Source organism: Streptomyces nigrescens (assembly GCF_027626975.1).
In the GTDB taxonomy this organism is placed as follows: Bacteria; Actinomycetota; Actinomycetes; order Streptomycetales; family Streptomycetaceae; genus Streptomyces; species Streptomyces nigrescens.
Genome location: NZ_CP114203.1, coordinates 198,333 through 211,540, shown reverse-complemented (window position 1 = coordinate 211,540; position 13,208 = coordinate 198,333). Strand labels below are relative to the sequence as shown.

Below are 13,208 nucleotides of genomic sequence, written 5' to 3'. Positions count from 1 at the left end.
ACGTGGTCAGTGACCGGCCGCGGCCCCGGAACCCGTATGGAGTCCGAGAACCCGGTACAGTTCCGCGGCCTTCTCCAGATGCCCCGCCGCTTCCCCGTCCACCTGCTCGGCCCGGACGGCCTGAAGGGACCTGCCGAGAGCCTGGTGACTGCGCGCCATCAGCAGGTGTTCCTGGGCGAGTTGAGCGCCTTGAAGAGCCTGCTGCGCATGGTCGACGGCGGCATCGTTGTCCCCGGTCAGCAGCAGCGCCTCGGCGAGCCGGTACAGGCACTCGGTCTCGTTCCTGGCATGGCCGCTGGTCCGGGTACGTTGCAACACCTGGCGGTAGAGCGCGGCCGCCTCCGCGGGGCGCCCGCCGTACAACAGGGTGTCCGCCTCCGTCGTCATCACCCGGATCAGCCACTTCACGTCATTGCCGCAGGTCAGCAGGGCGGCCAGCTCCCGGCACTGCTCGCGGATCCGGGCCAGGTCCCTCCTGCTGCCGGGGTCCTGGGCCCGGATCTGGAGCAGAAGGGTGCGCCGCCGTGTGACCAGCCCCTGATCGCCGGTGACCAATGCCATCTCCACCGACCGCTCCGCATGGGCGCGGGCCGAGGCGAAGTCGGCGCACATGGCGTCGAGGTGGGCCAGCATCGCATGGGTGAAGAGAACCGTCAGGAAAGGGCGGAGGCCATCGGCTGGTGCGGGAGACTCACCGAAGATCTCCAGCGCCTTCAGCAGATGCGCCCGTGAGCGGTCGAGGCAGTCGAGCGAGGAGTGCTTCTTGAGGATCACCCCGGCCGCGTAATGAGCTGTGCCCACCACGTCCTCGTCGCAGTACGCCACCGCGGACCGCACCAGAGCGGTGGCCGCCGGCGCCAACATCCCGAGGGGCACGGTCTCCTCGAAGCAAGGGGTCAGCATCAGCCCGTCGACGGCGAGCGCCACCGCCTCCGGGTCTCCGCTGCCGGCCGCCTGCTCCGCCACGGCGGCCACGGTGGGCAGCGCTCTCTGTATCCACCGCATCGCCTCCTGGCCGGTCCCCACGTCCTCGCCCGCCGACCGCCGCGGTCGCAGCTCAGAGGTCAGCCGACCGCCCAGCGGCTGGGTCGCCAGGACCGCTCCGGCGACACTGGCACACATGAAGTCGGCGGCGCGGCACACGACTTGGCGGAGTTCCTCGTCGGTCAGCTCCACTCGGGCCGTCGCCCGCGCATACGCCCCGACCAGATCGTGGTAGCGGTAGCGGCCAGGTGCGCGAGTCTCCAGGAGTACCGCGTCGACCAGGGCTTCCAGTGCGTCCTCCGCCTCCCGCTCCGGAAGTTCGAGAACCGCGGCGGCGCCCTTCACACCGAACTCGACGCAGTGCGGAAGGGACAATTTCAGAAACGCCCGGGCCCGCTGCGGGGAGAGCTGCGCGTACGACTGTTCGAACACCGCCTCGACCGTCAGCTCACCGACCCGCAGTTCCCCGAGCAGCCTGGCATCGTCGGACATCCGGGACAGCAGCGTGGCGACCGGCCAGGCCGGCCGGAGCGCGAGGCGAGCGCCGATCGCCCGCAGCGCCAACGGCAGATGGCCGCTGGCGGCGGCGAGTGCCGCGACGGCGTCCGGCTCCTCCTCGACCCGCTGGATACCGGCGACCTTGCCGATCAGTTCCACGGAATCGTGGGGTTCGAGGCCCTCCAGCGACACCTTGACGGCGGCCGGCAGCGCCGCCAGCGCACGGGCGGTGACCAGGACCGCGCACTGGTCGGCGCCGGGCAGCAACGGCTCGACCTGGGCGACGCTGGCGGCATTGTCCAGCACCACCAGCACGGCGCGGTCCGACAGCAGGGTGCGGAACAGTGCCGCGCGGTCGCTCACCGAAGCCGGCAGGCGCTCGTGCGGCACGCCCAGTGAGGTCAGGAAACCGGCCAGAACGTCGGCCGGGTCACCAGGAGCGCCACACGGTGTGCGCAGTTCGGCGTACAACTGGCCGTCGGGGAAGGACCCCATGACCGCATGCCCGGTGCGCAGGGCCAACGAGGTCTTGCCTATGCCGCCCATCCCTGTGATGACCGCGACGGGGTGCGCGGCGTGCCCGCTGAGCGCGGCGACCAGGGTGCAGACCTCGTCGTGCCGCCCGGTGAAGTCGCACGGTACAGCCGGCAACTGGGCGGGTACCCCCAGCGCGGGGACGGCCGACCGCACCTGCACCTCCGCCGGGACGGCAGCGGTCCTCGCCGTATCAGGAACCGCCAACAGAGTCCGGTCACCCGCCAGCACCGCGGCGTGCAACTCGTCGAGGGCGGGGCCCGTATCGATGCCCATCTCGTCCGCGAGTACCTGGCGGGCGTGATCGTAGGCCAGCAGCGCATCGGCGCTCCGCCCCGACCGGTACAGGGCCAGCATCAGCGCACCGTGCAGCCGCTCCCGGTACGGATAGGCCTCCAGAGCGCACAGGATCTCCGGCACCACCTCCTCGTGCCGCCCGCACGCCAGCGACAGCTCCAGGTGGTGCTCCGTCGCCGAGGCCCGCTGTTCGGCCAGCGCCCGGCGTTGCTCCTGCGCGTAGGGCCCGGGAAGCCCGGCCAGCGCCGGGCCCTGCCACATACCGAGCGCCCCCTTCAGGACGGACGCGGCGTACGCGGGATCGCCCTGCGCGGCCGCGCGCCGGGCCCGCAGCGTGAGTTGGCCGAACAGCAGAGCGTCGACACGCTCGGCCGGCAGTCGCAGGACATAGCCGTCCGCCATGGTCCCGATGACCGTGGCCCCACCGTCTCCACCTGCCGCGGCGCCACCCTTCCCGCCCGCCGCGTGCGCGCGGTCGAGGTATGTTCGCAGCCGATGGACATAGTTCACGATCACTCGGCGGGCGGAGGCGGGCGGATCGTCGTCGTACAGACCGTCCACCAGCTGATCGATCGTCACCAGGGTCCTCGCACGGAGCGCCAGCGCCGCCATTACGGCCTGTGGCCCCGGCGCTCCGGGCCGTCCGGCCGTTCCGTCAGCCGAAACATATTCGACGGGACCGAGCAGCCGGAGGTGGGCCACTCCGTGTAGTGCGGATAAGTGTGACATTGCTCCTGTATACCAACTAACCGACAGGAAACCGGTGTTGACGCGTCGGGACGCATGAGTAGGGCCAAATGCCCACGGAAGTACCGATGTCGCGGCGACTGAGTGAGGGGTGGTGGCGGCGAGCAGGGGACCCGCACGGCATCCGAGCGAAACTTGTTTCAGAAGTCGTAGGGCTTGGTGGTGTTCCAGTTGGTGACGTCGGCGCTGGTCCAGCTGAACTTCGAGGGCACGCCCTTGCCGTCGAAGGTGTCTTGTTCGGTGGCTGGTCCCGTGTCGCCGGTCTGGTCGCGCAGGGCGAGGGAGAGGGTCCCCGATGTGTGGGTGGCCGCGCTGTCGGTGAAGAGGTTCACGGCGGAGTAGACCTTGCCGCCGGGCTCGAGGGTGATGCGGGTGTTACCGCCCGGGGCGTCCTTGGGGGAGAGGCGCAGGACGTTCGAGGTGTCCCCGAGAATGACGGACGGGTACGAAGTGACCCAGCAGGGCTTGGAGTCGGCGTTCCGCGCGGTGATCAGGAGGTGCTCGCCCTGCTGCTTCGGGAAGCGGTGCAGTACGGAGTAGGAGATCTCGTCGCCGTGACACTGGCGAGTGTCCGTGGAGCCGACGGTGATCACCTTGCCGGAGCCGGCCTGCGAGCCGTGGGCGGCCTGCGAGCCGGAAGCGGAAGCGCCGTGTCCGGTGGCAGTGATCGCCTGCGCCCCCGTCCCCTTGCCGCCGCCCGTTTCCGAGGTCTTGTCCGAGGCCTTCGAGTCGTCGGCCGTGCTGCCGCTCCGGCTCGTGCCGGCGGCGCTGTCCGAGCCGCCGCAGGCGGTCAGGGTCAGGGCCAGTGCGGCGGCGGTGGCGGTGGCGGCCAGGACGGTGGTGCTGATTCGCGATGTGCGCATGCTGAGGTTCCCCCGTGTGATCGTGCGGGACTCGCGGATTCGCTTTCCCGCCGCGAGACCAGCCTGGCCGGATCCGCTGGCGTTTGGCTCACGCCCGGCTGATGTCCCGCTAACGCCCCGGCGCCCGGTTCGGCCTCGTCGGTACCGAGCGGGGTGTGGGCCCGCCTGCCTCGAACGGGGCCGATCTGCGGCATGCCGCTAGGGGGAGACACGCCCTAGCCGTCGGATGACGACTCTGCGGGTGCCGCGACCTCGGCATCGGCACGGTTGTAGTCCAGCGCCGCGTCGAGGTACTCGCCGATCGCGTCAGCTGCACGGCCACGAGTTCTACACCGCCGACCTCGCGTCCCCGTTTCTCCTGGACGTGCCGAGGATCGGCACCTTCACGCTGCCGGGTGCCAATGGCGTTGGACGTCCGAACTACCTGACCGGCGAGCAGGCCCTGCAGGTCGCTGAAGCGGCGGCCTCCGGTGCCACCGCTACGACGTTCCGGGATCGGCACGCCGTGCGGCTGCCGATCGAGGAGCGCAAGCGACGGGCCGCACTGCTTCTGGAGTCGCTGGCCCACCTCAGCGGCGGAGCCAAGCAGGCGCTGCACTACGGCGACCGAGTCCCGTCGTTGATCGTGCTGGTCCCCTTCAAGGGGGGCGTCAACCCGCTCGCCCATGTGATCGACGGCGATCAGGAGACGGGCTTGCGGGTGCGCGGCGACGTGCTGCGCAAGGAACTGGCCGCGTGGGAGGGGGAGTGGGAGGCCCCGGTGCGCATCGGCTGGCGTCCCGGATTCCGCGATGACTTGCGCGAGGACTTCGAGAAGGAGTGCGCGGAGGAACTCGCCGAGCAGACCGTCGTGATCGACCATCCGCGGGCGGTCCTGCGCGGGCTGGCGGCCGAGATGCGGTCCACGGCGCTGGACGCCTGGTTCGAGGATCCCGCCCGGTGACCGAGGTGTCGTGCGGCGAGCCGCTGCCCGCTTGGCGGCTTGAGTTCTACGCCCCCGTGGCGTCCTTCCGTGATCCGTTCTTCCCTGGCCTCACCCGGGGCCTTCCGGTGCTGCCGCCCTCGACGGTGCGGGGACTGCTCGCCGCTGCTACTGGCGCGCCCTGCGAGTCCCTGGCCTTCGGGATGACGGCCTGCTCCGAGGGCGAGGGCGTGGACGCCGAGACGTATCGCCCCATCGACGCCACCGGCCTGAACCCGGCTGTGTCCGGGCGGGTGCGTGCCGGGAAGGGCGGTATGACGCTCCGCAGCCGCCCCTTCCTGACGGGCGTGCACCTGACGGTGTGGCTGCCGGGTAGGGAGGGCGACCGTGTCGCGCGGGCGTTCCGGCGACCGCGCTGGGCACTGCGCCTGGGCCGGTCGCAGGATCTCGTCCATGTCGAAGCGCGTGCTCAGGTGGTGCTGGAGCCTGTCGAGGAGGCGATCGTGGGGCATGCGCTGGCGCCGGTCTCCGGTCACGACGTGCCGTCCGCGGTCGCCCACCGCATGGCGGCGTCCATCTCGACCGACCGGATGAGCACCCGCTGGAGCGACTACCTGTGGTGAGACCTGCCGGCCGGCCGCCATCGCGTGCGCGGCGCCTACCAGGATGCCGGGTACGACGACGGCGCTTGGGGGCCTCATGCCTCGCCGCCATCCGAGCTGATGGTGGGTAGGCTACGGCTCGCGAGTATGCGACGGCCAAGGCCCGGCACGTCGTTCAAGGCAGGGTCGAGCGCCGTCACATCCTCCTGGAACGTGCTCAGCCGTCGCGGCGTAGTGCACACGTTGAGGAGAAGGCCGGTGAAGTCTTTCCAGGCCAGCTCCCCGGGACGGCGGCTGATGGCCTCGGCCCGCCTCAGGTATTCGTCCGTGCGCCGGTTTGAGGCCCGAGTTGCCTCAACGTGCAGTACGTCCGGATCTTCGACCCCTGCTCTCCGGGCCAAAGCCAGCGCAGGGGAGGCTTCTACGAGAAGCGCCAGCACGTCGCGGACCGTGCAGATCACCCGATACTCGACCTGTTCCATTCTCTGGACCCGGTCTTGGAGTGAGGGCCAGTGAGGGCGGCGGAGAAATGGGCTCCCGCCGTCGCCTTCTGCCTCTCGGACGGCCTTACTCAAATGGGCGAAGACCTGTTTGCCGTACTCGTCAGCGAGTTCCGGTAGCGACTTGCTGACTGCCTCCACGATGGCGTCGGCGCCGAAGTTCTCGAAGCCGAGCACCGTGGCCACGGCGAAAGTCGCGAGACCGTCGGCGTCGGCGAGGTTGTCGGGCACTGTCGTGCCCGGCGGGTGCCTTCTTTGCTTCGCCTGGCGGTACAGCTTGGGGAAATAGCGGTGAGCCGACTCCAGGGCGGCGTCTATGGCCTTGTCGGGGCAGCTGCCTGCGGACTGGGCGGCCTTCTCGATGGCGGCAAGTGGATGGGAGTCTTCCCGGGCCATATACCAGGCCAGAGCCCGTCGAACCGCACGTTCGGGTAGCGGGACCGACGGAGACGCAAGGACCTGATCGAACCGCGGGTGCGTGGTGAACACGTGGAGTACCGCCTGCTCCAGGGGCCTCTTCTTGGTGGTGGCCAAAGCCAGGGCCTCAGCGACCGCGAACGTCTCCGGGAGGAGTTCCGAGGTGGACCCAGACCCACGCCCCAGGCCGTGCTGTTTCTTCCAGGGGAGCGCACCGAACTCCCGCCATCGGCGGATCTTCGCCCAGCTCACTGATAGCCCGTGCGCCGCAAGCTGCTCACGCAGTCGCCTTTCGGCGGCACTGGGCTCTTTCCACACCACGGGGTCAGTCTAGTTAGAACCCCGCGATTCACAGGGGTCCTCACCGTGGGACGTGTTGGCCTACTGAGCCATACGGCATACGCCTGCCGCGCGTTGTGCGCACGGCAACCAGGTCAGAGGGGAAGATCAAATGACAAGCCGTTTCCGCAAGGGGCCTCGACACATGCTTAGGGCCGCGGGGTTCGCCATGATCCGAGGTGCTGCGTACGCAGCTGGCAGCGCCGTCGTGACTGGGGGGATTTGGTGGTTCCAGTCCCGGTAGTTCGCGCCGACTCGTGCGCTCTCCGCAGCGAGGCGCGAGGTGTGGCCAACTGTGATGCTCAGACTGGCCAACTTGGGCGCTCAGTCACAGTGCAGGGGTGGAGCGAGTCCCGACCACAGGGCTGTGCCGCCGTCCCGTCCGTACCTCCGAGGGCGCCCCGCCGTGAGAAACCGCTGCGGCTTCGTGCCATGGGATGTGCGCGGTGGTGTTCTGCTGCACCACCAGCGGCAACGCCCGCTGGCCGGGCCGGTCCTCATCCTCGGCTCGTAATCGTCATTTGCGCCGAATCAGCCCGAGTGCCCCGCCGGTAGTGCCAGGATCGGTGAATGCCTGACCTCGTCCGTGCATCAGACGGCAACTGGTGGCCGGCCAACGTGCAGACGCCGCGACTTGTTCTGCGTCCGGTCGCCGAGGACGATCTGCGCGTTGCCGAGCGGCTCTGGAGGGACGAGCGGGTGCGGCGATACCTGGGCGGGCCGGTGAGCGAGGCGAAGATCGCCGTGCGGCGTCGCACCCTTCCGGGCAGTCCCGGAACCTTTGCCATCACGGCGCGCGATACGAACGCCACGATCGGCATGATCACCATCGACCCGCACTCCGGGCGCGGTGCCACCGAGGTGTCCTACACCCTCCTGCCCGAGCACTGGGGGGCTGGCGTCGGCCGCGAGGCAGTGGCCGCCGCCCTCGTGTGGGCGAGGAGCCTGCCCGGAACCGACCGGGTCGTTGCCGTCACGCAGACCGCGAACCGAGCCTCGCGCCGCCTGCTGGAGGCCGTCGGGATGCGCGAGTGCGGCGAGATGGTCGAGCACGGACACCCTCAGATCATGTACTGCGGCTGAGCCCTTTACGGCCGATGCCGCGGTCACGGGCGTCCGCGCATCGACGGCTACGCTGCCGCAGTGATCGAGCCCTCCACGCTGCCCGGCGACTGCACCTACGCATCTCATACGACGACGGACTCTGCGACACCCCGCAGGCCGACACCCTGGAGCGGTGGGATGTGGCCGTCCTCCACCGGTGTTGTACGCATCACGGCGGCGAGGACCCGGCGGCGACCAGCAACTGCGGGCAGACGGACTGTCCCTCGTGCACCGCTCTCATTGAGGCGCACATGGAGACGATGCTGGGAGTCCGGTTCCTGGCGAGTGAGTACAGCACCGGTTCCGTCCACGGCGGGCGCATCGACTCGCTGGGCATCGACGAGAACGGGGCACCCGTCCTCGTGGAATACAAGCGCGGCACGGACGCAGGTGTGTTCTCTGAACTAAGAAAGGCCGTCACGATCCCAGATCGACAGGATATCCATGAATAGAGGTTTGGCGCGTTGGGCGACTCCCACCGCTTGCTCAAAATCGAGATTGTGGAAGTATTCACCGACGCGAGTGACCGGATGAGGGAGACGTCGCATTGCTCTGAGGGCGGCGGTCTCCCAGTCCCGGACAGTGAGGTATGGCGGCGAAGCCCACCCGTCGTATAGGAAGGCTCCGTGTATGGCCGCATCGGTCTCATGCCGTGCCAGGCGTTTCTTCATGTGTTTGGACCGGCCTGCCTTGACGTATGGGACCGGCCCGTTGAAACCAAGCACATAGAGCCGCTCGCCGGGCTCTTCCCATGGCGATCCCAGTTCCCTCACCTTCCGCCAGGTGGCCTCTGAGAGTAGGCGTCGATCTGCCTCGTCTGTCTGGTCTGGACGGTGGGGATGATGAGCGATAGCAGCTTGGAGACGTTCCCGGGCCTTCTGAACTGCCGTATCTGGGGCTTCGTTTGTGGTCACCACGTCATCATGTCGAAGGGTACTGACAGTGCGGCCTGCTAGGACCGCCTGTCCGCGATCTGGCCGAAGGAGGGGATGCCAAGGTCGACGACGCTGCGGCTGGCGGGACGCCGGTCGAGTTGGGTGAGTTTCTCCTCCGCTCCGGCAAGGCTCACCTGAAGCCCTTCCACCTCGCCGAGCCATCCTTCGCGTTCGGCCTCGGCGATGCGGTCGAGGAGGTTGTCGCGGATCTCGACGAGCCGGTCGCGCTGGGCGGGGTCGGGCCAGAGCATCGGGCAGCGGACGCAAGCGTGTTCGTGGATGCACGGAGCGCCGAATGCGCGGCCGCATGCGCCGATGGAGACTTTGCGTCGTTCGAAGTGGCCGAGGAACTCCTGCCATTCCTCATCGGTGGGGACTCTGTATTCCTCGCTGGGGCGGAGGGATCGGCGGCGGGCAAGGAAGGCCATGTGCGCCTGAATTGCCTCCTCGGGATAGACGGCTTTGTAGCCGAGGGTGACGTTGATGTCCTGGTGGCCTGCGATCACCTGGGCGATGTGCGGTGGCAGTCCGTTGAGGATGGCGTCGGTGATGAACAATCTGCGGAAGTCGTGCGGTGTGTAACGCAGTGGGTCGCCGGTAGCGTCGATTAGTCCCGTGGCGATGAGGGCCTGGTCCAGCATCGTGCGGACGGTTTCGTCGGTGAACGCGCGGTCCTCGCCGGAGATGCGTCGTTGGAACAGCAACGGGGCTGGTGCCTGCCACTCGCATTCGCGCCGGTCCCAGGAACGGACCAGGGGAACCGCGCCGGTGCTGTCCCGGGCTCGGCAGATGATCGCGCTCAGGACGTCGGCGAGCTCGGGGCTGACCAGCAGCAGCCGCTCGGTATCGGTCTTGGACGGCACGATCTGCAGGAGGGGGACGAGCTCACCGGTGGTGGGCAGCCGGTATTGGACCAGGCTGTGGTGGCTGAGTTCGAGTAGTTCTTCGACGCGGATGCCGGTGCTCCGCAGGACCTCGACCGCGGCCCAGGTCCAGAAGGCCCGCTCGTCCTCAAGCCCCAGATCGCGGCGTTTGCTGGTGCCCGGGGCCTCGGCCCAGATCCGGCCGGCCGTTCCGTGCGGAACCACCGCGCGTACGAGTTGCTGACCGGCAGCAGTGAACACCTCGCCAGGGCGGGTTTGTCGGGCGGCTTCCAGTACCGCGGCCGCGTCCCTGCGACGCTGGTCGACCGAGCGGACGAGGACTGGCAGCACCGGAAGGCGCTCGCGAGTGCGGGCGTCCATCCGCGCCTTGCGTCGTCGTTGGTGTTTGCGGTTCTCCAACTCGTCAGCCCTCACCGGGCTCGGTGCCACCCACGGGCCCCAGCGACCGGGGTCTTCCAGTGCCCACTGGGCGATATCGAGGTAGAAGGCCCGCACCTGGGTGAGCGTGTCACGGTGATTGAGCCTCTCGACCTTGGTGCTCGTGCGCCGGCCGTCCGGGTCGGTGACAGTCTTTTCCTTGGTGCGAATCCTCTGCTTCCACTGCCCGATGACGTCCGGGGCGAGGCGGAGGCTGTCGGCGCCGGGATGGTGGTGCTCGATGTCCTGCCAGAAGCACTTGCCGAGGTGGTAGGAGAGGGACTTCAGGCTGTTGTGGTCCAGCGCGGGCTGGCGTTCCCGCAGATAGTCCACCAGCAGATCCCGAACGGGACGACAGATCAGTCCGTAGCGGTCGATCAGCTCCTCCGGAGTGCGCTGTCCCAGGTTGCGGACCGCGCGCAGATTCGGCGGGGCGTCCTCTCCGAAGGCTCCGAACTGGTGCAGCAGACGGTAGAACACCTCGGTCCCTGCCATCGCCCGCTTGAGCACCACGGCTTGGATATCGAGGAGTTCCAGGACGTCGCCGATGGTGATGTCGGCCAACGTGCCGCCCTTCGCCGCGAGGATGAGGGCGCTGCGGCAGAGCGTCGTGCTGACAGCGCCCGGCCGCACGCCCTGGGCTTGAGAGCCCAGCTCACGAAGGCGCTCAAATCCGCGCGGATCACGGCTATGCGCCATGGAGCGGACCAGCACTCCTTGGCGGCTGGCTCCGGCGGCCAGCCAGTCCACCGACGGCCGCAGCAGCTCAGCGCTGATCACCGTGGTCAGAGCCCGGCCCACTACCGGCATACGCCAGGCTACCTTCAAGCCTCGCTCGTGAAGCCACTGCTTGATCACTGGCCGCCAGGCGGCGCCGGCCTGCTCGATGCCGCTGGCCTGCCACCGTTCCTGCCAGGTCTGTCCGGGCTGGTCTTCCAGCCAGTCCAGCACCATGACGATGCCGTGCTTGTGGTGCAGTTCGCTGCCAGCGTTCTTCAGCGTGTAGGGCGGACGGGACAGCAACCGGGCCGCCTCGACGCGCGAGCGCTCGGTGCCCGGCCAGCTCTCGGGAACGGTCCGGGCGGGGAAGCGCTGCTGGGCGGCCAGTGCGCGAGTGCGCCCAGGTGAAACTCCGAGTGCCGGTGCGCGGTCGGCGCGTGCCGACAAGGTGGCGGTCACCGGGCACCGGTCCCGAACAGCACATCGAGACTCTCCGGCCGGTAGTCGGCTGCGGGAGGAGGCGCGATGCGGGCTGCTGCCTGCCGTGTCTGTTCGGCATGGTGGGCCAGAAGCCGCCGGATCACCACCTCCTTGCGGGGCGTGAGGTAAAGCTGTGTCGTGGTCAACTGGGCATGACCGAGGACGAATTGGACATCGGTGAGGGGCAGGCTGGGATCCTCGGCCATGCGGTAGGCGGCGGTGTGCCGCAGTGCATGCAGCGTCGCAGAGGTCCCCGCCTTGGCATTCGCCCGCTCGAACATCCGGTGAACCGCGTGGTAGGTCAGCGGTCTCGACGGCGAGCGCAGGGTCCACCACAGTGGGAGGCGCCGCCCGCACGGGATCGCATCGTCCATCTCCACCTGGTAGAGCCGCAGCCAGACGAACGCGTCGGTTGAGGCCGGGAGTTCCTGGACTTCCCGGGTTCCCTTGCGGACCACCGAGATCAGCTGACGCCCCGGATCCACGCCTGCCTGCCATGTACTGAGCAGCTCGCTGGCCCGGGCACCGGTGGAGATGTAGAAGGCGACCAAGGCCCGGTCCCGGTGCGACGGGAGCCGGGCGAAGATCTCGTTGAACTCCTCATCAGGGACACTGCGGGGCACCCGCTTGGGCACCCTCGGACGGTAGAGCCCACTGCGTTCGTTGCGGGGCGGGTCCATCGGGTTGCGATGGGCGTGCGCTCGTCGCCCATGACGTGATCGGTCCAGTGGGAACGGGTTGAGGACCGGACCGGTGCCGATGTCGCGGTGGAAGTCGTAGAAGGTCCGCAGCACTGTCTCGCTGTGCGCTCGCACCGACGGCGCGTACGGCGTCCCGCCCGCAGACCACTGGCCCGCCTCACTCGGGCGCCGCCAGTGCGGACGCCTCGGCTGGCCGGCGATCTGCAGCCAGCGGGAGAAGTCTCTCGCCTCGAGCCGACTCGCCCGGTCCCATGGCACCTCGACAGCCCACAAGAAGCGGAACCAGCGCAGCAGATCCATCCCGTAAGAACGGGCAGTCGCCGCCGAACGACCGGCTCCCTGCAGATCCCTCAGGAAGGCGCCAGCCCCCTCGACCGATTCCCCGGTCGGGTCGATGAGCCGGTACGGATCCCACGGATCATCCATGGCCACCAGCTCCCCGACCAGGGGTACGGACAGGGCTGCCAGATCTCTCGATGCCTCCACGGCCGGCTCAACGACGCCCCCACCACAAGGTCACTGACCTGCAGAAACTCCGCCAGTAGTTCAGTCAACAGGTCATCAACCAGGGACTCTTCTACCTGTCCTGGTTGATGGATCACCGGGCCGAGTTCGGGCACCTGGCCCGCGATCGGATCGGGGCCACGGCCGCGTCCCAGGTGCTGTGGAGTGCACCGAGGCTGATCTGTGTGGCCGGCGGCTTCACCCGCTACGACATCCAGGCCGTGCGCGCGCACCGGCGCAGCATCGACCTGGTCCGCTACCGCCTCTTCGGCGACGGCCACATCGGCCTTGAGACCGTGGCTTCGTACACCGGACGGAAGGCTGCCCCCGCGGCGGCCCGCCGTCGCGCGGCCGGCGTTACGAGCACGCGCAGGCGGGACGGCGCGCTGACGGGCCTGGCTGCGGCGGTCGACGAGGCATTGCTCGGCCTTGGGGATGGCATCACCCGGGTGCAGCGCAAGCAGTTCCGTGCCTACCAGCGGCTGCGGAACTTCGCGTGCGTCTGCCCGCCACAGCAGGCCAAGCTCCTCGTTTACCTCAAGGCCGACCCAAAGGAGGTCGGCCTCATTCCCGGCTTCACCCGGGACGTGACAGGGCTCGGCCACCACGGCACGGGCGACCTGGAGCTGCAGCTGCGCACGAACCGAGACCTGGAACGTGCCCAAGACCTGTTCCGCCTCAGCTACGCCGCGGCGTAGGAGCTTCTCCTCTGGGCCGACTGGGCGGAGCATGTTGCGCTGTGGGTCGGTTGTGGTGCTGC

The 13,208-nt window shown here is 68.8% G+C and carries 8 protein-coding genes and 2 pseudogenes; 5 read left to right on the top strand and 5 right to left on the bottom strand.

The annotated features are described in order from the left end of the window. Positions 1-6 precede the first annotated feature (6 nt). Positions 7-2,892 (bottom strand): AfsR/SARP family transcriptional regulator, encoded by a 2,886-nt coding sequence (locus tag STRNI_RS01075; RefSeq protein ID WP_277410296.1) that lies wholly within the window; start codon positions 2,890-2,892, stop codon positions 7-9. Positions 2,893-3,200: 308 nt separating this feature from the next. After that, positions 3,201-3,923, bottom strand: coding sequence for a DUF4232 domain-containing protein (locus STRNI_RS01070; RefSeq protein WP_277410295.1), 723 nt, complete (start codon positions 3,921-3,923; stop codon positions 3,201-3,203). A 226-nt stretch (positions 3,924-4,149) separates the two neighbouring features. On the opposite strand from STRNI_RS01070, the gene cas7i reads away from it, so the two are divergent. Together cas7i and cas5 are read left to right on the top strand one after the other, a co-directional pair. Then, positions 4,150-4,866, top strand: coding sequence for a type I-B CRISPR-associated protein Cas7/Cst2/DevR (gene cas7i, locus STRNI_RS01065; RefSeq protein WP_277410294.1), 717 nt, complete (start codon positions 4,150-4,152; stop codon positions 4,864-4,866). Then, positions 4,863-5,468, top strand: a complete 606-nt coding sequence (cas5, locus tag STRNI_RS01060) for a CRISPR-associated protein Cas5 (RefSeq protein WP_266449274.1) — start codon at positions 4,863-4,865, stop codon at positions 5,466-5,468. Before cas7i ends, cas5 begins: the two co-directional genes overlap by 4 nt. A 74-nt stretch (positions 5,469-5,542) precedes the next feature. Here cas5 and STRNI_RS01055 read toward each other — a convergent pair whose 3' ends face one another. Further along, entirely contained in the window at positions 5,543-6,685 is a 1,143-nt protein-coding gene (locus tag STRNI_RS01055) for a hypothetical protein (RefSeq protein WP_239471538.1), read from the bottom strand. 588 nt (positions 6,686-7,273) lie between these two features. Here STRNI_RS01055 and STRNI_RS01050 point away from each other — a divergent pair. After that, positions 7,274-7,786 carry a GNAT family N-acetyltransferase gene (locus tag STRNI_RS01050; protein WP_109886506.1) on the top strand — a complete coding sequence of 171 codons (513 nt, stop codon included), beginning with the start codon at positions 7,274-7,276 and terminating at the stop codon, positions 7,784-7,786. Positions 7,787-8,046: 260 nt separating this feature from the next. Then, positions 8,047-8,211, top strand: a pseudogene (locus STRNI_RS01045) (transporter); the annotation flags it as partial. A 548-nt stretch (positions 8,212-8,759) separates the two neighbouring features. On the opposite strand, the gene STRNI_RS01040 reads toward STRNI_RS01045, so the two are convergent. Next, positions 8,760-11,222 carry a site-specific integrase gene (locus STRNI_RS01040; protein ID WP_277410293.1) on the bottom strand — a complete coding sequence of 821 codons (2,463 nt, stop codon included), beginning with the start codon at positions 11,220-11,222 and terminating at the stop codon, positions 8,760-8,762. Then, positions 11,219-12,430 carry a tyrosine-type recombinase/integrase gene (locus STRNI_RS01035; protein ID WP_277410292.1) on the bottom strand — a complete coding sequence of 404 codons (1,212 nt, stop codon included), beginning with the start codon at positions 12,428-12,430 and terminating at the stop codon, positions 11,219-11,221. The genes STRNI_RS01040 and STRNI_RS01035 overlap by 4 nt, the downstream gene beginning before the upstream one ends. A gap of 71 nt (positions 12,431-12,501) precedes the next feature. On the opposite strand from STRNI_RS01035, the pseudogene STRNI_RS01030 reads away from it, so the two are divergent. Further along, positions 12,502-13,146 (top strand): annotated as a pseudogene (locus STRNI_RS01030) (transporter); the annotation flags it as partial. Between the last annotated feature and the right edge of the window lie 62 nt (positions 13,147-13,208).